The organism is Arcticibacterium sp. SM2516, assembly GCF_057914865.1.
In genome coordinates this window covers 784,931-810,342 of sequence record NZ_CP195290.1, presented here as the reverse complement: position 1 = coordinate 810,342, position 25,412 = coordinate 784,931, and the positions used below count along the sequence as shown (strand labels likewise).

General features: G+C 37.1%; 25 protein-coding genes. 17 read left to right on the top strand and 8 right to left on the bottom strand.

Annotated features, from left to right (window positions below; translation table 11 throughout):
- Positions 1 to 2: 2 nt before the first annotated feature.
- Positions 3 to 992, top strand: a complete 990-nt coding sequence (locus tag ACSBFT_RS03445) for an alpha/beta hydrolase (RefSeq protein WP_489603475.1) — start codon at positions 3 to 5, stop codon at positions 990 to 992.
- 5 nt (positions 993 to 997) lie between these two features.
- Here ACSBFT_RS03445 and ACSBFT_RS03440 read toward each other — a convergent pair whose 3' ends face one another.
- Both ACSBFT_RS03440 and ACSBFT_RS03435 read right to left on the bottom strand, forming a co-directional pair.
- The gene (locus ACSBFT_RS03440; RefSeq protein WP_489603474.1) at positions 998 to 3,355 is read right to left on the bottom strand and encodes a T9SS type A sorting domain-containing protein; all 2,358 of its coding nucleotides are present in this window, start codon (positions 3,353 to 3,355) and stop codon (positions 998 to 1,000) included.
- Positions 3,352 to 3,690: a transmembrane 220 family protein gene (locus ACSBFT_RS03435; RefSeq protein WP_463048066.1), complete on the bottom strand. Its 339-nt coding sequence runs from the start codon at positions 3,688 to 3,690 to the stop codon at positions 3,352 to 3,354. Before ACSBFT_RS03435 ends, ACSBFT_RS03440 begins: the two co-directional genes overlap by 4 nt.
- A 284-nt stretch (positions 3,691 to 3,974) precedes the next feature.
- On the opposite strand from ACSBFT_RS03435, the gene fsa reads away from it, so the two are divergent.
- On the top strand, positions 3,975 to 4,631 hold the full coding sequence (fsa, locus tag ACSBFT_RS03430; protein WP_463048067.1) for a fructose-6-phosphate aldolase: 657 nt from the start codon (positions 3,975 to 3,977) through the stop codon (positions 4,629 to 4,631).
- 81 nt (positions 4,632 to 4,712) lie between these two features.
- Complete coding sequence (locus tag ACSBFT_RS03425; RefSeq protein WP_489603472.1) at positions 4,713 to 5,387, top strand: cell division ATP-binding protein FtsE; 675 nt, start codon at positions 4,713 to 4,715, stop codon at positions 5,385 to 5,387.
- Here the strand turns inward: ACSBFT_RS03425 and ACSBFT_RS03420 are convergent.
- The 3 genes from ACSBFT_RS03420 to kdsB form a co-directional block, all read right to left on the bottom strand.
- Complete coding sequence (locus ACSBFT_RS03420; RefSeq protein ID WP_489603470.1) at positions 5,371 to 6,063, bottom strand: hypothetical protein; 693 nt, start codon at positions 6,061 to 6,063, stop codon at positions 5,371 to 5,373. The genes ACSBFT_RS03425 and ACSBFT_RS03420 overlap by 17 nt on opposite strands.
- Positions 6,063 to 7,631, bottom strand: coding sequence for a T9SS response regulator signal transducer PorX (gene porX / locus ACSBFT_RS03415; RefSeq protein ID WP_463048071.1), 1,569 nt, complete (start codon positions 7,629 to 7,631; stop codon positions 6,063 to 6,065). Before porX ends, ACSBFT_RS03420 begins: the two co-directional genes overlap by 1 nt.
- A gap of 62 nt (positions 7,632 to 7,693) precedes the next feature.
- A complete protein-coding gene (kdsB, locus tag ACSBFT_RS03410; RefSeq protein ID WP_489603469.1) occupies positions 7,694 to 8,431 on the bottom strand; it encodes a 3-deoxy-manno-octulosonate cytidylyltransferase in 738 nt (245 codons plus the stop codon).
- Between the two features lie 116 nt (positions 8,432 to 8,547).
- Between kdsB and ACSBFT_RS03405 the strand changes: the two genes are divergently transcribed.
- The 11 genes from ACSBFT_RS03405 to ACSBFT_RS03355 all read left to right on the top strand — a co-directional run bounded on the left by ACSBFT_RS03405 (position 8,548) and on the right by ACSBFT_RS03355 (position 16,546).
- On the top strand, positions 8,548 to 9,420 hold the full coding sequence (locus ACSBFT_RS03405) for a LysM peptidoglycan-binding domain-containing protein (RefSeq protein WP_489603467.1): 873 nt from the start codon (positions 8,548 to 8,550) through the stop codon (positions 9,418 to 9,420).
- 3 nt (positions 9,421 to 9,423) lie between these two features.
- Entirely contained in the window at positions 9,424 to 9,591 is a 168-nt protein-coding gene (locus tag ACSBFT_RS03400; RefSeq protein WP_463048075.1) for a hypothetical protein, read from the top strand.
- Entirely contained in the window at positions 9,591 to 10,367 is a 777-nt protein-coding gene (locus tag ACSBFT_RS03395; RefSeq protein WP_489603466.1) for a TIGR02757 family protein, read from the top strand. Before ACSBFT_RS03400 ends, ACSBFT_RS03395 begins: the two co-directional genes overlap by 1 nt.
- 147 nt (positions 10,368 to 10,514) lie before the next feature.
- Positions 10,515 to 11,390, top strand: a complete 876-nt coding sequence (locus ACSBFT_RS03390) for an aldose 1-epimerase (RefSeq protein ID WP_489603464.1) — start codon at positions 10,515 to 10,517, stop codon at positions 11,388 to 11,390.
- 23 nt (positions 11,391 to 11,413) lie between these two features.
- Positions 11,414 to 12,007: a bifunctional nuclease family protein gene (locus ACSBFT_RS03385; RefSeq protein ID WP_463048930.1), complete on the top strand. Its 594-nt coding sequence runs from the start codon at positions 11,414 to 11,416 to the stop codon at positions 12,005 to 12,007.
- 51 nt (positions 12,008 to 12,058) lie between these two features.
- The gene (locus tag ACSBFT_RS03380) at positions 12,059 to 12,913 is read left to right on the top strand and encodes a lysophospholipid acyltransferase family protein (RefSeq protein ID WP_463048931.1); all 855 of its coding nucleotides are present in this window, start codon (positions 12,059 to 12,061) and stop codon (positions 12,911 to 12,913) included.
- A 63-nt stretch (positions 12,914 to 12,976) separates the two neighbouring features.
- Positions 12,977 to 13,855 (top strand): cell division protein FtsX, encoded by an 879-nt coding sequence (locus ACSBFT_RS03375; RefSeq protein ID WP_463048932.1) that lies wholly within the window; start codon positions 12,977 to 12,979, stop codon positions 13,853 to 13,855.
- 12 nt (positions 13,856 to 13,867) lie between these two features.
- Positions 13,868 to 14,155, top strand: coding sequence for a DUF3098 domain-containing protein (locus ACSBFT_RS03370; protein WP_489603462.1), 288 nt, complete (start codon positions 13,868 to 13,870; stop codon positions 14,153 to 14,155).
- A gap of 6 nt (positions 14,156 to 14,161) precedes the next feature.
- Positions 14,162 to 14,950, top strand: coding sequence for an undecaprenyl-diphosphate phosphatase (locus tag ACSBFT_RS03365; protein WP_463048934.1), 789 nt, complete (start codon positions 14,162 to 14,164; stop codon positions 14,948 to 14,950).
- Positions 14,950 to 15,633, top strand: a complete 684-nt coding sequence (truB, locus tag ACSBFT_RS03360; RefSeq protein WP_463048935.1) for a tRNA pseudouridine(55) synthase TruB — start codon at positions 14,950 to 14,952, stop codon at positions 15,631 to 15,633. The genes ACSBFT_RS03365 and truB overlap by 1 nt, the downstream gene beginning before the upstream one ends.
- Positions 15,620 to 16,546, top strand: a complete 927-nt coding sequence (locus ACSBFT_RS03355) for a bifunctional riboflavin kinase/FAD synthetase (protein ID WP_463048936.1) — start codon at positions 15,620 to 15,622, stop codon at positions 16,544 to 16,546. Before truB ends, ACSBFT_RS03355 begins: the two co-directional genes overlap by 14 nt.
- Positions 16,547 to 16,569: 23 nt before the next feature.
- On the opposite strand, the gene pheA is transcribed toward ACSBFT_RS03355, so the two are convergent.
- The 3 genes from pheA to ACSBFT_RS03340 are packed head-to-tail and all read right to left on the bottom strand — an operon-like array spanning position 16,570 to position 20,871.
- Entirely contained in the window at positions 16,570 to 17,643 is a 1,074-nt protein-coding gene (gene pheA / locus ACSBFT_RS03350) for a prephenate dehydratase (RefSeq protein WP_489604861.1), read from the bottom strand.
- A gap of 2 nt (positions 17,644 to 17,645) precedes the next feature.
- Positions 17,646 to 18,956, bottom strand: a complete 1,311-nt coding sequence (locus tag ACSBFT_RS03345) for a dicarboxylate/amino acid:cation symporter (protein ID WP_463048109.1) — start codon at positions 18,954 to 18,956, stop codon at positions 17,646 to 17,648.
- A gap of 19 nt (positions 18,957 to 18,975) precedes the next feature.
- The gene (locus ACSBFT_RS03340; RefSeq protein WP_463048110.1) at positions 18,976 to 20,871 is read right to left on the bottom strand and encodes a DNA topoisomerase IV subunit B; all 1,896 of its coding nucleotides are present in this window, start codon (positions 20,869 to 20,871) and stop codon (positions 18,976 to 18,978) included.
- A gap of 154 nt (positions 20,872 to 21,025) precedes the next feature.
- Here ACSBFT_RS03340 and ACSBFT_RS03335 point away from each other — a divergent pair, with 154 nt between their 5' ends.
- Genes ACSBFT_RS03335 through ACSBFT_RS03325 form a run of 3 tightly spaced genes read left to right on the top strand, consistent with a single transcriptional unit; the run spans position 21,026 to position 25,412 of the window.
- Complete coding sequence (locus tag ACSBFT_RS03335) at positions 21,026 to 23,467, top strand: polysaccharide biosynthesis/export family protein (RefSeq protein ID WP_489603460.1); 2,442 nt, start codon at positions 21,026 to 21,028, stop codon at positions 23,465 to 23,467.
- 7 nt (positions 23,468 to 23,474) lie between these two features.
- The gene (locus tag ACSBFT_RS03330; protein WP_463048112.1) at positions 23,475 to 24,566 is read left to right on the top strand and encodes a hypothetical protein; all 1,092 of its coding nucleotides are present in this window, start codon (positions 23,475 to 23,477) and stop codon (positions 24,564 to 24,566) included.
- A gap of 12 nt (positions 24,567 to 24,578) precedes the next feature.
- Positions 24,579 to 25,412: an ABC transporter permease gene (locus ACSBFT_RS03325; RefSeq protein WP_463048113.1), complete on the top strand. Its 834-nt coding sequence runs from the start codon at positions 24,579 to 24,581 to the stop codon at positions 25,410 to 25,412.

The window sequence follows — 25,412 nt, the reverse complement described above, 5'->3', positions numbered from 1 at the left end:
AAATGAAAAGCACGCTAATTACTAGTTTTATCCTAATCGCCGTTGGCTTTATTTTTTATCAATCTGGTCCTAAACCAGACGCCCCTAATTTGTCTGCGGAATACCATTTCCAAATTCCTGACAATCTTGACGACTTAGAAAGTTATATCCAACAAAGAGAGTCCGAAATCAATGGCATAAAAGAGAATAACCAAGCCGAATTTGTCTGGGAAAATGATTCTTTGAAGACCATCACGCCATATGCCATTGTCTATATTCATGGCTTCTCTGCTTCTCATGAAGAAGGAGCACCAGTTCACGAAAATTTGGCAAAAAAATATGGAGCAAATTTGTTTAAAGCCAGACTCTCTGAACACGGCATAGACTTAGGAGATGAAACTATGGCTAATATGAACACGGACGATTATTTGAAATCTGCGGAAGAGGCCTTGGCAATTGGAAAAAAAATAGGGCAAAAAGTTATTCTCGTTGGAACCTCGGCAGGTGGAGCACTTACTACCTATTTGGCATCAAAACATCCCGAAATTCAGGCTATAGTCCTTTACTCTCCTTGCATTAAGATTTATGACCCTTCTGCCGAATTATTAGATAATCCATGGGGCCTAAAACTAGCAGAAATGGTTCAAGGGAAACCATTTAATGATATTGAACCCAAAAATGAGCATCAGCCTCCATATTGGAGCATACATTACAGGCTAGAAGGCGTGGTGGCTTTGCAAAACTTCCTAACCACTGCCATGACCAAGGAGACCTTTGAGAAAGTAAAATGCCCCGTATTTATGGGCTATTATTACAAAGACGAAGAACATCAAGACCAAGTGGTTTCTGTACCTGCCATGCTAGAGATGTTTGACCAACTAGGCAGCAAGGACAAAACTAAAATGGCTTTCCCTGATGCTAATAATCACGTTATTGCATCATGGGTGATGTCTGATGATCTAGCACACGTTCAATCTGAAACAGAAAAATTTCTCGATAGAATTATTCTTTAAAGCATTTATAGCTTTATAAATCTAGAGAATGAAAAAACATTTTCTTCATTTTGGATTCTCAATATGTAAGCCCCTGCCGCCAATTCTGATATTTTGATAATTCTCTGTGTTTTATCAAAGTACAGTTTTGACTGCTCTCCATTTACTGAAATGGCAGAGACATCTTTTATTTGAAAACTCTCTGGATATTTAAGAAACTCATGTGAAGGATTAGGATATATTTTCAAACCTAAACTGGAAGGGTTTTCCGTTGACAATACTTTATTAATAACCAAGGTAGTGGTCACAGATATACTACAACCTAAAGTGTTCGTAACAATTAATTGGTACACCCCGGCGTTTAAAATAGAGCTATTTTCTATCGATGGGTTTTTCTCCGTAGAAACAAAATTATTCGGACCAGACCATGCGTAAGTACCCTCCCCAGAACCACTTAACTTTGCTGTTTCTCCCTCAAAATAAGGTCCAGCATTGCTAGCCGTAGCATTTACAGAAAGTACTTTGACTTCTATTTGGCCTTGTGGACTGTTTGAGCAACCCGCTAAACGACAAGATGCGGTGTAAACTGTTGTTGTCTTCGGCGAAACTAAAATGGATGAGGTGCTCGCATTGGTAGACCAATTTACTTGACCAGCCTCGCAAGCTCCTTTTAAAGTTAAAGCATTGTCGGTTTCTAAACATTTCTCTAAAACATCACCCGACAAAGATGGCTGCGAAAGGCTTCTAATTGAAAATGGAATAGGGTCAGAAGATACGTTGGCCTCATTCGTAAATACAACTTCATAAGAACCATCAACTAAGGCCGGCACTAAAGCAAATTTCCTATGATCTGTATTATCCTGAATTAAAGTATAAACCACACCATTGACCGTAACTGTGGCCTTGTATTTACCTGCTTCTAGATTGGCTACGAGGGTATCGTTGACGCAATAAACAGACTTGGCCAAGGATGCATTTAATTTCTGGTCTAAGCCAAACTCCCCAGAAGCTGAAATATAATTGGTGAAGAGGTTATAGGTATCATTGGCATTAATATCTGAGTTTGTAGTTCCAGAATACAGGGCAATTACCCCTCCAGAAACATGTGGAAAAACTCGATATACACCAAACCAATTAAATTGTTCTATTTGTAAACCTTCTTGCCCCCAAACTTGATTACCGTTTCCATCTATATGCTGAAGCGATAAATTAAACGTTCCACCAGCCTTCGTGGTAAACCAAAGACTATACAAACCATTTTTGCCATCCGATGCATACTTATTTGGGGTGAAATAACTTTTGCCATTTTGACCTATGTATATGGGTTTTTCCCATAAAACAGTTCCATTGGAAGTGAACCTAGCCGCCATCATTCTATTGGAACTATTTGGTTCTATCCAAGCCACAGAGCCGCCACCATCATCGTTTAAACTGGCATGGATATCAAAACCAGTTCCGGAACCTAAAACAACCCCTCCTTCTCCCCAAATACTTTTTAGGCTTTCATCTAATCTATGAGCAATAACCTTCCGGCCTGCATTGCCAGTCAATGTTCTACCAATGATCACCTGACCCTTCACAACGGTAAAATCATCAAATCTGGAATCTCCGGTAAAAGGATTTTTCAGGAAATTACTATTGGAGAATAACAAATTTTTATTGCTATCATAACTCGACAGATCATAACTGCCGAATCCTCTATTCATAAGAACAATCATTCTCATGTTCTTTTCGTCGAAAACCACTTTTGAACCCTGCATATATGATTCATCAACGAAAAACCAATTATCGGCAATAAGCCCTTCTTGGTTCATATCAACACCAACAATCGAATTTGCTCCAGTACCAGTTCCCGTGTTAAATACGACCCTAATTTTACTTTCTGGGGTTTCCGTAACAGCCAGCGTACCTAAGGTAACATCAGCATTGGTGATGGCTCTATCCACATTAATTTTTGCAAAATCAGCCTTTAGTACCTCACCTTCTTTTGAAATAATGTTATACTTCACTTCTTTTTGATCGGTAGAATTCACATTTACCACCTTATGCCATGCAATAAATACATTGCCATTACTTAAAGGGTAGATACTCTTTAAAGTTAAAGTGTAGTTAACCGCGTCTACCACCGTTCCTACTTTTACGCCATTGGTTTTCCATTGAGGCACACCAAATCTATTGAGCTTTTGTGCAAATAACTCACCTTTCCCATTTCGGAAATCAGTCCAACAGTAATAAGTATTACCAGCATCATCACTGGCAAATTCGGCATCAAACTCTAATTTATTTTCAACGCCAAGTGGGCTTGAAGTCTTATCGTTTTTTTTCCATTGAGAAAAGCCTGTGAGAAACACAAACTGGAAAACAATTAATAGAAGGTTTTTCATTTCTTGTCAATAAAACTATAAAGCGTTAAAAATAAAGCACATATTATAAGACCAAGCGACTCTCTTCCGAGTTCAATATTTAAAGTTTTCATTCCTACTTGATTTAAAAGCACGCCTTCCCACTCAGGTGGAAACTGATTTAAACCCCAAAAAAGATAGACCAATGCCGGCATCCAGTAAGCATCCTTTCTTCCTTTAATTTTCTTAAAACCTAAAAATGCCACAAACAAATAAGCCAAAATCCAAGTAAACGGATCTGGATCATTTAACTGCACAGCGGCAGAAAGTATCATTAATATAACTGTAAGCCAGAGTATTATATTTTTCAGGTTCATATCATTGTTCTTTTCGGTCGTGAATTTAGTTATTTGTTAGAAGCATATTGCTATACTTATATATATATCATTGCCTAGTCTACTGACCACAAAGCCTTTTAAATGATCTCTTAATATTTTTTTAAAATTAAATGCAGAATCATTGGGGAGAAAAACAGAAACTACTACTTTTGTGACGGCAAATTACCAGCTCCTGCTGAAACCCCCAGGGCCGGAAGGCAGCAAGGGTAGGTGGTCGTAGCGGTGAATTTGCCATTTTTTTTTACCCTTACTCTACATTAAAAATGAAATTTTTCGTTGATACCGCAAGCTTAAAGGATATTCAAGAAGCCCAAGACCTAGGTGTTCTAGATGGCGTAACTACCAACCCTTCCCTAATGGCCAAAGAAGGCATAGGTGGAGCAGAAAATGTTAAAAATCATTACAAAGCCATTTGTGATATTGTAGATGGTGATGTAAGTGCAGAAGTTATCTCTACGGATTTTGAAGGCATAGTAAGGGAGGGAGAAGAATTAGTTAAAATCAGCGACCAAATAGTGGTTAAAGTTCCGATGATTAAGGACGGAATTAAAGCGATTAAGTATTTCTCTGAAAAAGGAATTAGAACCAACTGTACCTTAGTATTCTCTGCAGGTCAGGCTCTTTTGGCTGCCAAAGCAGGTGCTACTTATGTTTCTCCTTTTATTGGTAGATTAGATGATATTTCTTCAGATGGTCTTCAGTTAATTGATGATATCAGAACTATCTACGATAACTACGGCTACCCTACTCAAATATTAGCAGCATCGGTTCGTCACTCTATACACATTCTAGAATGTGCTAAAATAGGTGCTGATGTTATGACAGGCCCATTATCTGCCATATTAGCATTATTAAAACACCCACTTACAGATAGCGGTTTAGCTACATTCTTAGCTGACCACGCTAAAGTAAACGGATAGTATTTATAACATTATTCTAAGAAGGTTCAAGAAATAGATACCAAAGATTATCTTTGTGTTTATTAAACTTGAACCTTCTTTATGGTTATATCAGTAAGCAATGCCGACATCTATCAAAAAGACAATCTAATTCTGTCTGATGTAAATTTGAATGTAAAAGATGGCGAGTTCATTTTTATGATCGGCAAGACCGGAAGCGGTAAATCTTCATTGCTTAAAACATTATACGCTGAATTATGGCTTGAAAAAGGTAAAGCCTCAGTAGCGGGTTATAATCTTCATGAAATAACCAAAAAGGAAATACCGATGCTAAGGCGTCAGATAGGAATAGTATTTCAGGATTTTCAATTACTTACCGACAGGAGCATCAAACACAACTTAGAGTTTTTCTTAAAAGCTATGGGCTGGAAAGATAAGTCCGCCATCAACACGAGGATTGTAGAAGTGTTAGTTCAAGTGGGACTTCCAGATATTCTAAGTAAAATGCCGCATCAGCTTTCTGGCGGAGAGCAGCAGCGTATCGCCATTGCTAGGGCATTATTAAATAACCCCAAAGTAATCATGGCCGATGAGCCTACGGGAAATTTGGATCCAGAAAAGTCTTTGGAAATATTAAAACTGTTCCTCAAAATAAATCAAGATTCAGGTACCGCCGTTTTAATGGCCACACATGATTTAGAATTGATTGAAAGATTCCCGAGAAGAACGGTCTATTGCGACAAAGGGACTTTAAGCGACCTTACAGAAAACCTGTAAGTCCTAATTTTATTTGAATGGTGGTAGGCTTAACAATGGTTTCTTCATAACCTGTGCTACCGTCAGATAATATAAAGAAGGAGTTTCTTCTTATACTCCTTACTTTCTCTGAGTACTTATAATATAAACCTATATCAATATACCTCAGCTGACCATTTCTATTTTCATTTTTAAAACCAAGGCCTCCGCCAACACCATAATTCTTAGTCCATTTAGCATAGGACAAAACATTGACAGTTTCGTCAGAAGATAATATTTCAGACACTCTTGAAGTTACTAATTCCGGCCCAAAGAAAAGGTCAAAAAAGGGATTTACTGCACTTGCAGAGAGAATAGGTCTATACCTAGCGAGTCCATTAAACCTAAAAGAGCGATGAGCATGTGTGAAATTCCCACCCACTTGGCTACTGACATTGTCTGTGCCTAAAGGCATAAAGCCTATCTCCGCTCCTATTTGCATAGGTGAATTTACCTTCGATTTCTTTTGAATGTTAAATAAATAGCCAAAATCCAAACCTACTTTGGTCTTCTTTACGCCATAATTTTCAAGATAATCCTTATAATCACCAACCGCCGACCCTATAACTAAATGCCCGTACCAGGAGCCTTTATCTACCTCTTGTGCCTTAGTTTGAAGACCAATAAATAAAACCACTAGTACGGGAATTAAACGCATTACTTAGACTTTAAATAAACACAAGGGATAATCATTTCTTCCATCGAGATACCGCCATGCTGGAATGTATCTTTATAATGACTAACATAATAATTAAAGTTATTAGGATAAGCAAAGAAGTGATCATCTGTAGCGAAGAAATAAGAAGTAGAAACATTAGGACTCGGTAGTCCGAAATCATCTGGTCTCCTCACTTCTACCACATGATCTTTCTTATCTGTAAGATTAAGATTTTTACCTTGCTTATATCTCAGATTGGTATTTACGTTCCTATCTCCTACTATTTTCTTAGCGTTCTTAACTCGTACCATCCCATGATCTGTCGTTAAAATAACCCTTCCTTTATTATGAGCTACCATTTTCAACAAATCTAATAAACTGGAATGCTCGAACCAAGATTTAGTGATAGAACGATACGCAGCCTCATCAGGGGCTAGCTGTTTTATCATAACAGAATCTGTCCTAGCATGCGACAGCATATCCACAAAATTATAAACGATACAGTTTAGGTCGTTTTGAAGCAAGTTATTAAAATTGTCATTCAAAGACTTTCCGTGAGCATTGGTGATGATTTTATTATAAGAGAATCGGATCTTTTTGTTGGCTTTCTTCAGCTGCCTTTCCATAAACTCTTTCTCATTCTTATTCAAACCATCTTCATTATCACCTTCATCATTGACCCATAAGTCTGGATGCTTCTTAGACATTTCCAAAGGAGTCATTCCTGAAAAAATGGCATTTCTGGCATAAGAAGTAGCCGTAGGCACGATAGAATAATACGTCTCTTCTGTTTCTACAGTGAAAAATTCCGTTATAACATCTCTGATGACTTGCCATTGGTCATATCTGAAATTATCAATAAGTATAAAGAATAATGGAGAATTTTCTTCTAATAATGGGAATACATTTTTCTTCATTAAGTGGTGAGACATCACCGGCCTATCCACATTTGGGTCACAGATCCAGTCTTCATAATTTTCCTCCACAAACTGAGAAAACTTGCTATTAGCCTCAATTTTCTGCATCTCAAAAACCTCTTCCATAGATTTATCAGCAGACTTCTCCAGCTCTAATTCCCAATAAACCAACTTCCTATAGATGTCTGCCCACTCATTATGGTCTATTCTATCATTATATTGTGTTGCCAAATTTCTAAACTCCTGAGAGTAACTCATATTGGTCTTTTCAGATACCAATCTTTTGTTATCCAAAAGCTTTTTAACCGACATCAAGATTTGATTGGGGTTAATAGGCTTAATAAGGTAATCTGCTATTTTAGAGCCGATAGCTTCCTCCATGATATGTTCCTCTTCAGATTTTGTAATCATCACACAAGGAATGGAAGGCTTTATTTTCTTGATTTCGGCAAGTGTATCTAAACCACTCATACCAGCCATCATTTCATCTAAGAAAACTATATCATAATTATTTGCTTGAACCTTATCTAAAGCATCTGAGCCACTTGGTACTGGGGTTACGTCATATCCTTTTCCTTCTAGAAAAACGATGTATGGTTTCAGTAAATCTATCTCATCATCCGCCCACAGGATGGAGTATCTATTATTCATAATTTGGCTTCTTTTAACTTTGGTTTTAGGTATTAATAATGACTAAAACCACGGTTTTATTGCTAATTATAGCTTAAACCTTTCAAATCTTCTGGCGTGTCAATACCTATGCTATCATAATCTGTCTCTTTCGCCATTATTTTGTATCCATACCCAAGCCATCTTAATTGCTCTAACTTCTCGGTACTTTCCAAAATATTTAGCGGTAATTTCACTATTTGCTCCAAAACATCATTTCTAAAAGCATATATGCCAATATGCTTATAAAACTTTGAATGCTCCAGCCAATCTTCTTTGGGCACATCTCTTACAAATGGAATCGCTTGCCTGCTAAAATACAAGGCTTGCTTTCTCATGGTCAAAACGGCTTTAACTACGTTATGATCATGGAGCGTCTCTAAATCTTTAATCTGCTTTACCGCTGTAGCTATTTCTGTTTTAAAGTCTAGTAAACCTATGACCTCATCTATTAACTCTGTTCTGATGAATGGCTCATCTCCCTGAATATTCAAAATATAGTCATAGTCATTCGACTGTTTAATATTAAGGTACGCTTCAGCACAACGATCGGTTCCACTAGGATGTAGCTCCGATGTGAGGATAGCTTGTCCACCAAATGACTCTACATGGTCTTTTATTCTAATATCATCTGTGGCCACCACTAAATCGCTAATTAGCTCTGATTTGCGACTTTGCTCATAAACACGCTGTATCAACGTTTTACCACCAACATCTACTAAAGGTTTACCCGGAAATCGGGTAGAACCATAACGTGCTGGAATTATTCCTAGAATCTTCAATATTATAGGTGATTTGAAAGTTTTAAATATACGTGATTTGTTTTTTTCAATCCTCTAATCCACATTAAATGGATAAATTATTTACATTTGTTACAATAACGCTTCCTAATAAATAAATGAAAAAGATAATAACAATTGCTATTGGCATATTACTTGGTTCCCAAGTATACGCCTCAAAAATTGCACCGGCAGACTCACTCGTTTCACAAAACGATACTAACAAAGCTTTTGTTGAGCACAAAGTTAATGCGGATGAAACACTTTACAGCTTACTTAGAAAATATAATTGCTCCTCTGTTGAAGTTTACATCGCAAATCCATCTTTAAGGGGCGGCAGTAATATTTATGTGAACCAAATCCTAAAGTTCCCAATCCATAAATCTTCAAATACTATAGAGAGTACATTACCATCTGTTGTTAGTGAACGTTCTGCTAGCCCTTCTTCAGAGAGTTCGGGAGAAATTAGCACCGTGCATCATGTACAGCCACAGGAAACACTATATAGTATTAGTAAGAAATATAATGTAGATATAGATAAGCTAAAGAAAGTCAATAGAATTGAAGAAAATGACATAAACGCTGGTCAAACTTTAATCATCAGAACTTCTAAACAGAACTACGAAGAGCATATCGCAGCTTCGATGCCAAGTAAATTCCCTGACGACAAAACCCCAGAGAAGTTTGTAGTATCCAATGCCCCAATGGGTTCTAAAGTAAGCGAGATTGGTATTGCTGAGCTAATTGAAACGGACAGAAGTTCTAATAAAATGCTTGCTCTTCATAGAACAGCTCCGCTTGGTTCTTTAATGACCGTGAAAAACGAAGCTACAGGAGATAGAGTTGTGGTCAAGGTTATTGGCAAACTTCCAAACACTGGAAATAATACCAATACGGTAGTTAGACTTTCCCCTTCCGCTTTTTATAAGTTAAATCCTAAGGATATAAGGTTTAGGGCCGAAGTGGCCTATTTTGTAGCCCCAAATAATTAATAATTGAAAAAAGAAAACAAAGTTGTTAAGGTGATTTGGAATGTGATTTTTGGATTATTCTATCCCATTATCACCCTGTTTTCATATATATTAACCGCTTTTTTATCTGTCTTTTCTGCTATATCTAGCGTTCTGGCTAAAGTTCTTAACGGCAAAGATTCTGAAAAATAATGCTTTCTTTTGAAGAACTTAAGACCTTACTAGAAGAGAAGTACTCATTCTTCAATCAAAAGGGTTTCATTGAAAATGACCCTATTTGTATTCCGCATCGTTTTTCGACAAAAGAGGACATAGAAATCTCAGGTTTCTTGGCTTCTATACTAGCTTGGGGGCAACGGAAAACCATTATCAACAAATGTACAGAGCTATTAAACCTCATGGATAATAGTCCGTATGAGTTCATTCTTAACTTTCAGGATTCAGATTTAAGAAAGTTTGAAAACTTCAAACATAGGACTTTTAATGGCACGGACACGTTATATTTCATAGAGGCTTTAAGAAACATATACCAAAACCATAATGGCTTAGAAGGAGCGTTTTCTGCACCCATTCTTAAAGAAGATACTACTGTGGAGAAAGGCTTGATAAACTTCAGAAAAGTTTTTTTTGACCTTGAAGATTTCCCCTTGAGAACTCAAAAGCACATTTCCTCTCCTTTGAAAAAGTCTGCATGTAAAAGAATAAACATGTATCTAAGATGGATGGTTAGGAAAGATAACTTGGGGGTTGATTTTGGTATTTGGGATAAAATATCTCCGAGTCAGTTGGTTTGCCCTTGTGATGTGCATGTGGAACGCGTTGGCAGGAAACTAGGATTGATTGAAACTCCGAAGCCAAACTGGGGAATGGCCGTCGAATTAACTCAAAATTTAAAGGGCTTTGACCCAAAAGACCCTGTAAAATATGATTTCGCATTATTTGGACTTGGTGTTGAAGGTTACCTATAATAAGCTAATTTCTATAGCGTTGACCCCCGCTTGACTGAAACCAAGGGCATATTAACCTAGGTGATATCAATTCTTATCTGTCTTTAAGAAGATTTTAAGGTTTATTTAAGCCTAATATTTCTATTTTTGCACCGCAAAAATATTTACATGGCGAAGCTACTACTTAAGAATAAAAAAGGAGACCAAGTTGAAATTGAACTTTTCAACGGGGCAGCGGTGACGGGATTACGTTTAAATGAGGTGGATGTTATCAAATACCCTTTAAAGGAAGAAGACCCTAAAAAAGGATATCCTTCTGCCATTTTATTTCCGTTCCCGAACAGAATTAAAGACGGCATTTACACTTTTGAAGAAAAAACGTACACACTAGAAAAGAATGATGTTGAGAGCCATAGTGCCATTCATGGTTTGGTGGCGTTTGAATCTTTTGAATTGGTTTCCCATACTGCCAGTAAACTGGTGGCAAAATATATTTATGAAGGTCATAACGAGGGTTACCCCTTCCCTTTTGAACTTATATTAACGTACAGCCTTAAGGATGGTAAGCTACTACTGACTGCTGAGGGCATAAATACAGGTGAAACGAACATGCCGGTAGGTTTTGCATGGCACCCATACTTTGGTTTTGACGGAGAAGCCATTGGCGAAATGACAGTTAAAGCCCCGAAAAGGAAAAAGATAGAACTATCAGACAACTTTATACCAACCAGTGAGTTTGAAATACAAAGAGCTGAAGTAATTAATCTTAAAAATACCATTCTAGACCATGTTTATGGAATAGAAGAGGAAGGCAATACTTCTGAGATAGAACTTAGATGGAAGAAAAAGAAGTTAATTGTTTCTCAAAAGACCGGTAAAAATAAACTTAACTATTTCATTTTACATACCCCGGCCAGTAGAGATTGTATTGCTATTGAGCCGCAATCCTGTAATACAAATGCTTTTAATAACGAAGAGGGTCTTATCATTTTAAAAGCTGGAAAGAAAATTAAATTTGAAATTTCAGTTTCTGTGGAAGGTTAAAACAGTCTTTTTATATTTGTGAAGTGGATAAAATAAAACTAGAAATATTAGATATCTCTCCAAGCCAAGTTCAGGCTGGTTCATTTACAATGATCTTGGGAGAAGAAAACGGAAACGTAAGACTGCCGATCATTATTGGAATGTTTGAGGCTCAGGCTATTGCCATTGAACTGGAAAAAATAGAATCTAAAAGACCTTTAACTCATGACCTCTTCGTGTCATTTTCAAATTCCTTTGACTTCACCGTAGAAGAGATTTTGATTACAGACATTCAGGATGGTGTGTTTTATGCCAAAATAGTTTGTTCTGACGGTATAAGACAAAAAAATATTGATGCAAGACCTTCAGATGCCATTGCTATTGCTTTAAGGTTTAACGCCTCTATTTTCACCAATAAGCGTGTCTTTGATGAAGCTGGGGTAAATACCGAAGATATAGAGGATGACGCTAAACCAAAAGAAAAGCCTCAAAGAAGTATTACGGTGGAAGTTCAAGGAAACAAATTGCTTTCTGACCTTACAATGAGTGAGCTTAACCAAAAACTTAACGAAGCTCTAGAAAATGAGGAGTATGAAAATGCTGCCAAAATTAGAGATGAAATAGAACGCAGAAACTAATCTGCGTTTTTACTCCAATTATTTTGCTATTTTGGGGTATATAAAAATCATATGCTTAAAATCTTAAGAAACTTCCTTCCCTTTAAGGCCATAGGTGATAAACCAATGGCCAGGATATTGAATTATATTGACATTTTTGGCATTTTTCAGATTGACCCTTTTGGTTACCCCTTACTGTTAAAGAGATTGGTGATTTTTGTAGCGGGTTGGCCTACTTATTGGCGTCTGGCTGTAGCTAATAAATTAACCATTGAAGGTGGCAACTACCTTAAGCAGCTGCCAAACAACAATGTACTTTTCATCTCCAATCATCAAACGTATTTTGCTGACGTCATCACATTTTATCATATATTTTCTGCTGCTAAATGGGGTATGTATAATAAGCTTTACCCTTTTTACCTGTTTTCTCCAAGAGGAAAAACCTTTTACGTGGCCGCAAAAGAAACCATGAAGTCGGGTCTTATACCCAAACTTTTTAGCTTGGCTGGTGCCATTATGGTGGAGCGTTCGTGGCGTGCTGAAGGGCAAAATGTTAAACGAGAAGTGGACACCTCTGCTGCTGATAATGTAAAAAAGGGTTTGGACTACGGCTGGGTAGTGACCTTCCCGCAAGGTACTACTACGGCTTATGCTCCTATTAGAAAAGGTACAGCTCACTTAATTAAAGAGAATAACCCCGTTATTGTTCCGGTGGTTATTGATGGATTTAGAAGGGCTTTTAACAAAACCGGGCTGAGCTATAAAAAAAGGAATACTAATCTGAAGGTTAGGTTCAAACAACCCATCTATTTCGATAAAGACCAGCCGCTTGAAGAGATTATTGATATCGTTACTAAAATCATTGAGCAAAACATTCCAGAGAATATTGCCGAATGGAAAGCTGAAGCAGAGAATTTAAATTCTTAAAAAAGCCTAAACGACTCTTTCTTTTCCATTAACAAGATTATCTTTGTTTAACCTTTAGAGCAAATGAAATCAAACAAAAAACTTGGTAGCTATCCTGGCATTCTAATTACCGTCAGTTTGACGGTGGCCTTATTTCTTATAGGTTTCTGTGGCTGGGTGGCGTTTTCGTCAAAAGAGCTCATAAAATATATCAAACAGAACATTGAAGTTCAGGCTTACCTTGATAGAAATCTAGATGCCAGCAAGATAGATTCTGTTAAAATGGCTCTTATGGCATTTCCTGAAATAGAAAAAAGCGGCGATAGTAGTGTTATAAGTTTTATATCAAGCCAAACTGCCGCAGAAAATTTCTTAGCAGAAACCAACGAAAGCTATGAAGAGATTTTAGGAGATAACCCCTTCAGAGATGCATTCAACTTGAAAGTAAAGGAAGAACTGTTAAATGAGGGAGAGTTGGCTATATTGAAAATAAAAATAGAAGCTATTCCTGGTGTTTATGAAGCAGATTACGCCAAAGACTTTGTTAACGGAATCACAGAAAATGCCAATAAAGCCTATTTGATTTTAGCTTCCATTGTCCTCATTTTCTTAATCGCTACCATCCTACTTATCAATAATACCATAAAGCTAGCATTGTACTCACAGCGTTTTATCATAAGGACCATGCAGCTGGTTGGAGCAACAAATGCATTTATTCAAAAACCGTTTATCAGCAAAGGCCTTTTGCAAGGTTTAATTGCTGGGGTTATAGCATCTGTCTTGATATTGATCACGCAACAGTTAGCCTTGAGCGAGCTGGAAGGCTTGAGTTTGATTCAAAACCAACTTATGATGGTTTATGTCATTGCCATTATGTTAATATTAGGCCCTTTAATTGGACTAGTAAGTACTTTCCAATCTATAAATAAATATTTAAACGTAGATTTAGACGATTTATATTAATAAACAGACCTTATGTCAAAGAACAGAAAACTAACAACTAAGAAAGATATTATTTCTGAGCAGCCAGCTGCAAAAACAGTAGATAGAAAAACATCTTCCATTTCAGCAGACTTACCATTTGGGAAAAGTAATTTTCTTTTTATGCTTATTGGTATTGGAGTAATTTTGACTGGATTTATTATCATGACATTAGACAAAGAAGAATTTGGCTTCGGATTCTTAGGAATTACACTCGGACCTATCATTGTTTTTTGTGGTTTCATGATTGAACTATACGCCATACTAAAGAAAAAAGCATAAATAATAATGGATTTTATTCAAGCTATCATCCTCGCAATTATAGAGGGTATAACGGAGTATTTACCTGTAAGCTCCACAGGTCACATGATAATAGCCTCTTCTCTTATGGGGATTGGCGACCAAGATTTCACAAAAATATTTGAAGTAAATATCCAGTTTGGAGCAATACTTTCTGTTATAGTTCTGTACTGGAAAAGATTCCTTCAGTCTTTAGATTTCTACTATAAATTGTTGGTGGCATTTTTGCCCGCTGCCGTTATTGGCTTTTTACTGAACGACTATATCGACATGCTTTTAGAAAATGTTATTGTCGTAGCAGTCATGTTATTATTAGGAGGAATCTTCCTAGTATTTATAGATAAAATATTTGAGGGAAAGCCCCAACATGAGGAAGTCAGCTACCCAACAGCCCTTAAAATTGGTTTCTTCCAATGTATTGCCATGATTCCTGGTGTATCTAGGTCTGCGGCTTCTATCATTGGAGGTATGACACAAGGACTAAGCAGAAAATCTGCTGCTGAATTTTCCTTCTTTTTAGCCGTACCTACCATGTTTGCTGCATCAGCTTATAAAATGCTTAAAGGCTATATGGACGGTGCTTTATCTTTCAGTAGCGAAGAAATTCAGCTTCTAGCGATAGGAAATGTAGTGGCATTTATTGTGGCCTTGGCCGCTATCAAATTCTTTATTGAATTCCTTCAAAAATATGGATTTAAGGTATTCGGTTACTATAGAATAGCACTAGGCTTACTAATTCTTGGCATGATGGCCATGGGTTACGACTTGAAAATTTAATGGATTATTTCGACGAAAACGGTACTGTATTACTCATTGATAAACCATTAACTTGGACTTCTTTTGACGCTGTAAAAAAGATAAGATGGGCTGGTAAATATAAGAAGGTGGGCCATGCTGGTACACTTGACCCCTTAGCCACCGGCTTGCTAATACTTTGTACAGGAAAAAAAACAAAGGAAATCGAGAAATATCAGGCTCAAGAAAAGGAATACACTGGCACCTTTACGCTGGGCGGCACAACCCCATCTTACGATTTAGAGACTGAAATAGATGAAGTATTCCCTACAGAACACATTTCAAAAGAAGATTTAAAGGAAGCTGTCAAAAAAATGACAGGACTCATTGAGCAGACTCCTCCCATTTTTTCTGCCGTAAAGGTAAAAGGACAACGAGCCTATGATGCCGCTAGAAAAGGGGAAGAGATCAAACTAAAAGTAAGACAAGTAGATGTAAAGGAATTTGAAATTGATGACACTGATTTCCCTGTCATCTCTTTCAGAATAGTTTGTTCTAAAGGCACATATATAAGAAGTATGGCCAACGATTTTGGGAAACTGCTACACTCAGGAGCACATTTATCAAGTCTTAGAAGAACCAAAATTGGGGACTTCTCTGTTGAAGACGCAGAAGATGTGATAAGCGTCTCAGAAAAAATTAGAGCAATACGTGAAAGTTTATAGAAGCTTAGAAGAATTTACTCCTCTTAAAAACGCCGTAGTAACCAGTGGAACCTTTGATGGCGTCCATATGGGTCATCAAAAAATCATTGCTAGACTTTTGCAAGCCGCAAAAGAAACGAATGGGGAAAGCGTGGTTATCACCTTTTGGCCTCACCCTAGACTGGTGGTGGCTCCAGACAGAGAAAATCTTAGATTACTATCGAATCTAGACGAGAAAATTGAACTGCTGTCTTCTCTAGGGATTGACCACCTTTTAGTTCTTCCTTTTACCAGAGAATTCTCTGAGTTAAGCTCCGAAAAATACGTTGAAGATATTCTCATATCTGGAATAGGTACGGAAACCCTCGTTATCGGTTACGACCATAGATTTGGCAAAAATAGAGAAGGTGGTTTTGATTATCTAAAGCTTAATTCTGAAAGGTTTAAAATTGATATTGTAGAAATTCCAAGGCAAGAAATTGACAGCCTTACGATAAGCTCAACTAAGATAAGAATTGCTTTACAAAAAGGCGATATAAAGACCGCTAACGAACTTTTAGGAAGAAACTACTCCTTTCAGGGCTTAGTAAAAAAAGGTCGTCAGTTGGGCAGAACCATTGGATTCCCCACCGCCAATATTAATGTCTCCAAAAAGTATAAGTTAATTCCAGCGATTGGGGTATATGCTGTAAAAGTACATTTGAGAGACCAAATCTTTAATGGTGTAATGAACATAGGAAACAGACCTACCGTAGAAGGAACTGGCATTACCCAAGAAGTCCACATTTTGGATTTTGATGACGATATATACGGAGAAAATCTTAAAGTGGAAACGGTAAGCTATATCCGTACAGAAATGAAATTCTCCGATATTAAAGTGCTAAAAGAGCAGATTAACAAGGATATTTTGGCTGCAGCAGCAGTTTTAAAATAGAATATTTAGTCGTGATGACACGACTAAATATTCTTCACATAAGAACCCAAGACCTTAATTTCCTTACCATATTTGGCAATGACCTCTGCTAAGTTCTTCTGCTTATAATTTCCTTCAACTTCAATAAAGAACCAAAAGTTAAACTCTTGATCGCCTTTATAAGGGCGACTTTCTATTTTGGTAATATTGATTTTATTCTTTTTGAATTCATTTAAAAAATCTGCCAAAACTCCAGCCGATTCAGTGTTGTTCAGCCTTGCTATAAGGGTAGTTTTATCCGTATCTGTTGGTTGATTTTCAAACTCCTTCGAAAGAATAAAGAAACGCGTTCTATTATTGCTATTATCTTCAATGTTTTGAAAAACCATAGGTAAGCCAAAGAGTTTGGCGGCTATTTCAGAACAGATGGCGGCACTTTCTGGGTCTTCAGCTGCCATTTTTGCAGCTTTTGACGTTGATTCTACTTGAATTTCTTCAATTTCCTGTTGTTCAAAATATTTATTCAAAAAACTTCGACATTGCCTAAAGGCAATGTCTTTAGAATAAATTCGCTTGATGCCTTTCAACTTATCTACAGAGGATGCCAAAGCAAAATGGATGGAAAGCTTTAATTCAGCTACAATCTGAACATCCATTTCGTTCAATAGATCGACCGTTTCGTAAACTATTCCCGCTTGATTATTCTCAATTGGAATTACACCGAAACGAACTCTTTCTGAATCCACTGCTTCAAAAACTGACTTAATAGAAGGAAGCATAATATAATCTCCTAAGGCTCCAAATCTACTTTCGGCAGCTTGGTGGGTAAAACTACCCTCAGGACCCATATAGGCAATCTTTTCGGCCAATTCAATATTCCTTGCCGTAGCAAAAATCTCTAAAAATATAGCTTCAATGGCCTTTGGATTCAAAAGCCCGTCATTTTCACCAGAAAGTCTGGTAATGATTTCCTTTTCTCTTTCAGGTCTATAAATTACGGTATTGGTTTGTTGTTTTAACTCCCCTACTTTTTTGACATAGTCCATACGCTCATTTAACAATTTGAGCAACTGACTGTCAATCTTATTTATCCCTTCTCTTAAGTCTTCTAATTTCAAAATCAATGATTTAATTTATAGTTGTCATCCCAGTTTTTGACCTTAGGTTCTTTTAATTTACCCAAGCTTTTAGCAACCAAAATGGCTACCGAAGCATCACTGGTGATATTAACAGAAGTCCTTATCATATCTAACGGTCTATCTACCGCAAAAATAAGAGCAATTCCGGCAGGATTTACACCAATGGACTCTAAAACTATCACTAACATTAAAATTCCTGCTCCGGGTACCGCAGCAGTACCTATTGAAGCTAAAGTGGCTGTCAAAACGATGATGAGCTGATCAGCCAGTGTTAGGTCGTTCCCAAAAACTTGAGCAATAAAAACAGCCGCCACTCCTTGATAAAGACTGGTACCATCCATATTTATTGTGGCTCCAACAGGACAGACAAAAGAAGCTACATCTTTCTCTACCCCTAAATGTTCTTCCACCCTCTCCATGGTAACTGGCAAGGTAGCAGCACTAGAACTGGTAGAAAAAGCCAACAGCTGGGCTGGAGAAATACCGTTCATGAACTTTTTATATCCAATTCCAGTAAAAATTTTGACCATAGTTGGGTAAAAAAGAAAAAGTAAAATAGCCAAGCCTAAAACGACCGTTAATCCATATGCACCCAAGGCTATGAAGACGTCTGTAGAGGGGGCTTCTACAACAAGCGTTGCTAGTAAGGCAAAAACTCCAAACGGGGCAAACAGCATAATGATATCAATCATTTTCAGAATGACTTCATTTAAGCCATCAAAAAAGTCTTTTACGGGTTTAGACTTTTCTGGTTCTATCAGAATGATGCCAATGCCAAAAAACACGACAAAGAATATAATCTGTAACATGTTACCATTTGAGCTGGCTGCCGCAACAATATTATCTGGAACTATATCTATTAAGGCATCTAAAGGTCCACGTTCTTGAGTTTCTGCCGCTGAGGCTATCCTGGAATCTGCTTCACCAGAAAAACTGGCCATCATTTCCAATCTGGTGTTTTCTTCAATAAACCTGCCTGGCTTCACTACATTCACTAAAAGTAAACCTAGAGAAATAGACACCACCGTGGTTACTAAATACATCCCAATGGTTCGAGAGCCCATTTTGGACAATTGGCGAATATCATTTAAATCTGAAACTCCTTTTACTAAAGAAGCTATAATAAGTGGAATCGCAATGAGCTTTAAGGAATTTATAAAGATGGTACCAAAGGGCTTTATCCAATCGGTAACGAAATCTTTTCCCCAAGGAAATAGAAGCAAAAATGCCCCTATTAGAATCCCGGAAAACATTCCAATAATAATTTGCCAGTGTAATGCGATTTTTTTCATAGATATTAAATTTCGGAGGTTAAGCAATTACTGTTTTCTCGTCCGGAATCATATCCTCTTCCACCATATCCTTTTCTATTTTCAAGTTTTCAATAATAAACTTCTGTCTCTCGGGGGTGTTTTTCCCCATAAAATAGCCTAAGATTTTGGCAATACTTGATTCCTTTTCGAGTATAACAGGGTCCAATCTAATATCTTTTCCTATGAATCCTTCAAATTCGTGGGGAGAAATCTCACCAAGACCTTTAAATCTAGTTATTTCAGGTTTTCCTCCAAGTTTTTGTATTGCACGCTTTTTTTCCTCATCAGAATAGCAATAGAAAGTTTCCTTCTTATTCCTTACTCTAAACAGGGGTGTTTGAAGAATATATAGGTGTCCACCCCTAACCACATCAGGAAAAAACTGCAAAAAGAAAGTTAGAAGCAATAATCTAATGTGAGAACCGTCAACGTCAGCATCTGTTGCAATCACAACTTGGCTATATCTGAGGCCATCCATGCCGTCTTCAATATTAAGTGCGTGTTGCAGTAAATTGAATTCTTCGTTCTCATAAACGACTTTCTTGGACAAACCATAACAGTTGAGGGGCTTCCCTCTTAAACTGAATACAGCCTGCGTCTCTGGACTACGAGCCTTCGTAATACTACCAGAGGCAGAATCACCTTCTGTAATAAAAAGTGTCGTATTTAATCTATCCTCATATTTAGTGTCTGTAAGGTGATACTTACAGTCTCTAAGCTTCTTATTATGCAAACTCGCCTTCTTCGCTCTTTCGTTGGCCAGTTTCTTAACACCTGCCAATTCTTTACGCTCTCTCTCAGATTGTTCAATTCTTTTCTTTAAAGCGTCTTTTACCTCCTGATTCATATGTAAGAAGTTGTCAAACTTTTCTTTGATGAAGTCATTGACAAATGTTCTTACGGTCTGAGCATTCTCTTCGGGCGAAATAGTGATTGAGCCTAATTTTGTCTTTGTTTGAGATTCAAATACGGGCTCTTGAACTTTGATGGCAATAGCACCTATAATAGAAGCTCTAATATCCTCCGCAGCGTAATCCTTGCCATAATGGTCTCTCACGGTCTTTACAATGGCTTCTTTAAAAGCGGACAAGTGGGTTCCTCCTTGTGTGGTGTTTTGACCATTCACAAAAGAAGAATACTCTTCTCCATAATGATTGCTATGGGTAAGAGCCATTTCAATATCATCACCTTTTAAATGCACAATAGGATATCTGATATCTGCCTCTTCCGTTTTTCTTGACAGCAGATCTAGCAAACCATTGTGCGAAATAAACTTCTTCTTATTAAAAGAAATCGTTAACCCTGCATTCAGGTAGCAATAGTTCCAAATCATGCTATCCACAAATTGTGGTATATAATGATAGTTCTTAAATACCGAGTTGTCAGGAACAAACTCTACATAGGTACCATTTTTCTCTGAAGATACCTCTATCGGAGATTTTTCAGTAAGGTTTCCAATATTGAACTCGGCCCAGGCCGTTTGCCCCTCCCTATAAGCTTGAACTTTGAAATAGCTAGACAATGCGTTCACCGCTTTTGTACCCACTCCATTCAATCCCACTGACTTTTGAAAGGCCTTGCTGTCATACTTGGCACCCGTGTTTATTTTCGAAACCACGTCTACCACTTTTCCGAGAGGAATACCTCTTCCATAATCTCGTACAACGACTTTTCCATCTTCAATCGTTATGTTAATCTGCTTTCCATGCCCCATCGCATATTCGTCAATACAGTTGTCCATAACTTCTTTAAGCAGGACATAAATGCCATCATCTGCGGAAACGCCATCGCCTAGTTTCCCGATATACATACCTGGCCTTAACCTTATATGTTCTTTCCAATCCAGCGATCTAATACTGTCTTCATCGTACTGGGGTTCTTTTTCTGTATTCATTGTTATTCTATCAGCAGCGGCAATAATTATTATTTTTTTACCAATATTTAAAAGCAATATGAGTTCTGAAAACCAAAAATCTTCTGTTATTTTGCAGAAATTTAATAATAAGAGAGACCCAAAAGCGGTTTACAGTTTATTTAAACATTAATCTATGAATTGGTCCAAAGTTAGGAATTCAGATTTAATCTCGAAAGTTCTAATTGGTATTATACTACTTGCTTTTTCCACAACCCACACTCAAGGGCAAACATACCCTGGATATCCGCAAACTGTTCCGAATAATGGGGCAGTCGTTCCGATTTATCCTCAGCAAGGAACTACAAAAAATCAATTGCCCACTAACAAAAACGCGATTCCAAAAACTGATGACGGTTTTAGGACAAATGCTTTAAATGACGAGGATATGGAAGCCATGACTCGTGAAGATTCCGTGGCCATGGTCTTAGAAGAGAGGGAAGCTGAAGATTTAGCCCTTGAAACCTTAAGACGTAAAATTTTTGGGTATAAACTTTTTAACTTGAATAATTATGACCCAAACGCTGTCCACAATATTCCAACTCCAAATAACTATGTTTTAGGTGCTAATGATAACCTGATCATAGATATTTACGGCTATATTCAAGAGCATCAAGAAGTTGTAGTTAATACAGATGGATATATTACACTTAATAGAGCAGGTTTAATAAAAGTATCTGGCTTAAGTATTGAAGAGGCTACTTACTCCATAAGAAAAGCTTTAACACAAATTTATCCAAGTCTTAGTAATGGGACTGTCAAATTGAAAATCTCTTTAGGAGATGTGAGAAGCATTAAAGTTAGCGTCACGGGAGAGGCTGTAGCCCCTGGTACATATACGGTAAGTTCGTTAAGTACGGTAAGTTCTGCTCTTTACAGAAGTGGTGGTCCTAACGAGATTGGTTCTTTCAGGCAGATTAAGGTCATAAGAAATAATACTACTGTAGCCACTTTGGACCTTTACGATATTTTAATGAAAGGCTTTTCTAAAGATGATATTCTTTTAAAAGATCAGGATGTTATTCTCATCTCTCCTTTTGTTAACCGAGTGATAGTAGGAGGAAGCACTAAAAGAAAAGGGTATTTTGAATTGTTGCCCAAAGAGAGCTTATCAGATGCCATTAATTACGCAGGAGGTTTTGGCACCAAATCCTATACGGCCAGATTAAAAGTATATAGAAATACTGCCAAAGAGAAAGAAATTATTGATGTTGTTAATTCTGAATATGACAATTTCAACATGACCAATGGAGACTCACTTTTTGTCAATGTCGTATTGGAAAGGTTTTCTAACCTTGTGAGTATTGAAGGTGCTGTTTACAGACCGGGCGAATATTCTCTAAACTCCAGTTCTTCTTTGAAGGCTTTGATAGAGTCGGCAGACGGGTTAATGGACGATGCCCTTATGGGTAGAATCTCCTTGGTAAGAACAATGCCAGATTTATCAACCGAAAACATTTCGGTCAATTATAAAGATCTTTTGGCCGGCAAAGTGGACGACATTCCATTAAAAAGAGAGGATGTGGTTATAGTACCGTCCATTTTTGATTTGACAGAGGTGGCCTTTGTAAGAATACAGGGATCCATAAATAATGAAGATGCCGAAGCAGGTATTGAAATCCCTTATGTTAAAAATCTTACTTTAGAGGATGTCATTGTCAGAGTAGGTGGCCTAACAGAAGCAGCTAGTCTTTCAAGAGTAGAAATCGTTCGTAGAAAAAGAAACGTGGATAATACACTCGTTAATGCTCAAATATCTGACATTATCAGACTTGATATTTCTCCTGATTTAGAAGTGGTTAGTGGTAAGGATAATGTTATTCTTCAACCTTTCGATGAGATATTTGTAAGAACTTCTCCTAACTATGAGAAACAGACTTATGTTGATATTCAAGGAGAGGTAATTTATCCTTCTAAATATGGTATCGCTAGCAAAGACGAAAAAATTTCAGACTTGATAAAAAGAGCCGGAGGCTTAACGCTTCAAGCTTATGTACCAGGAGCTACCTTAATTAGAACGGTACAATTAAGTGCTTTAGAACTAGAGCAAAAAAGAAAGACATTAGAAGGTCTTTCTACCAGTGGTACGGCAACACAAGTCATAGAGATTGACGAAGTAGAAGAAACTAGAGAAGAGTCTATTGATATTGATCTTGGCCATATTCTAAAAAACCCTGGTGCTGTAGGTGACCTAACTCTTCAAGATGGTGATTTAATTAAAGTTCCCAAATTGCTAGAGACCATTAGAATTCAGGGAGAGGTACTTTATCCTACTACGGTGAAATACATGAAAGATGCTAGATTTAAAGATTATATTAGTGGAGCTGGAGGGTTCAACAAAAAATCTTTAAAGAAAAAATCATATGTACTATACCCTAATGGCTCTGTAGACAGAACGAGAAAACTTTTAGTGTTTAACATTTATCCTAAAATAGAACCAGGTTCCGAGATCATTGTTCCACAAAAGGCTCAAAATAATGCTGAGCAGTTATCGAAAGTGGCCAATGTTTTAGCCACGGTAAGTGCCACTTTAGGTACATTATTTAGTATTTATGGATTTATTAGCCTTGGCAAATAGTTAAATTATGGAATTACAAAGCGATACGGAAAGCCAAATTTCTACAAAGGAGTTATTGTCTCAGTTTTTTAACTTTTTAGACTTAATAGCGGCCAAATGGCGTATATGGCTATCTGCACTTTTATTAGGGGCTTGTATAAGTATGACCCTCGATTTATTTGTGGAAGAAGAAAGCTTTTTTAGAAGCACTATTATCTTTAACCTAGAACTTGGTGGTAATAATTCTCAAAGTCAATTTGGTGGCTTAGCTAGTTCATTTGGACTGCTCAACCAAAACACTGCTTCAGGCGGAGATTTATTTACCAGTCAAAACTTTCCTACACTACTGCGTTCTAAAGCGGTTTTGGAACGGGCTCTTATGAAGACCGTAGTGGTCAATGGAGATTCTCTATTGATGATAAACTACATGATTGACAGCAGTGACATTCAAACCAACGAATGGGGTGGTGGTATGTTTAGGAAACCATTTCAGGCTGCTATAGACCATAGATTTGAGAAAAAGGAAATTAATGATTTTACACCTTTGGAAAATCTAATGATCAAATCATTATACGATAAGCTTATAGAAGTAACGACCATAGATATTGTAGAAACAACAAGTAGCATTATGGTATTGACCTCTCTTTTAAGCAATGAGATGCTGGTGAAAAAATGGATAGAAACTGTTTTAGAGACCACAGAAGAGTTCTATGTGGAAATGAAAACAAAGAAAACTCGAGTACTGCTGAAAACTCAAAAAGAGCAATTATACAAAATTCAATCCGAACTGTCTACCGCTGATAATAGAATGGCTAGGATTACTTTTGAAAACCCTAATGTTGTAGATCCAAGAGGCGTACTAAGCCAAACTCAAACACAGCGAAAAAGTGGCTACTTGACTACACAGTATATTGCCCAGTTAAACACCATAGAAGGACTAGAAAGAGTCATTTTAGAGCAGACACCCATCTTCACTATTGTAGAAGAAACGAGATTGCCTTTAGAAAAAGAAGAGTCTGAGACAGGTTTAAACCTTAAATTGAGTAGTTTGGCCCTAATGATTTTAAGCATTATTATTATAAGTTTGGCTGATTCTTATAAAAAAATTATGCAGAATTAAAACCGCAATACCTTGAGTAATAGGAAATTAAAAGTAATATCGTCTTATCCCTCATTTTGGGATTACTGGAAAGAAGTATTTGATTATCGCGAATTATTCTGGATTCTAGCTAAGAGAGACATCATGGTTAGGTATAAGCAAACCATTTTTGGCGTTGCTTGGAGCCTACTTCGTCCTCTTATTTCGTCCTTAGTTTACGTTTTTGGTGTTAACCGAATAGGGACTTTAGGAGAAAATTCTGAGATACCTTATATTCTAGTTATACTGTCGGGAAACATCCTTTGGCTATTTTTCTCCCAGTCATTAATGACGATAAGCCTCAGTGTGGTGACCAATAATAATCTGGTTTCGAAAGTCTTTTTCCCGAGAATTATCATTCCATTTAGCTCTTTCTTTTTGGGCTTATTGGATGTTATCATCGGTTTGGCCGTTTTTATAAGTTTCTGTTTATATTATAACTACATACCAGACTACAAAATAATTTTTGTTCCATTATTTATTATTTTAGCCTACATGGCTGCCAGTGGTATAGGGCTTTTTGCCTCTGTGCTAAACGTAAAATACAGAGACATAGGTCAACTCATTCCTTTTGTCATTAGCTTTGGTTTATTCATATCTCCTGTGTTGTACACTACAGATATGGTAGCAGGTCATTGGACCTATCAATTATTTGTATTAAATCCTGTAACAGGATGTATTGATGGCATTCGTTGGGCTCTTCTAGGAGATAACTTTGCTTTTAACTGGGATAGTTTTATTCCTTTGGTTGTTTTTTGCTTTGTGAGTCTTTTTATATCAATTCGTTTTTTCAGGAAGCACGAAAACTCATTTGTCGACTATATTTAA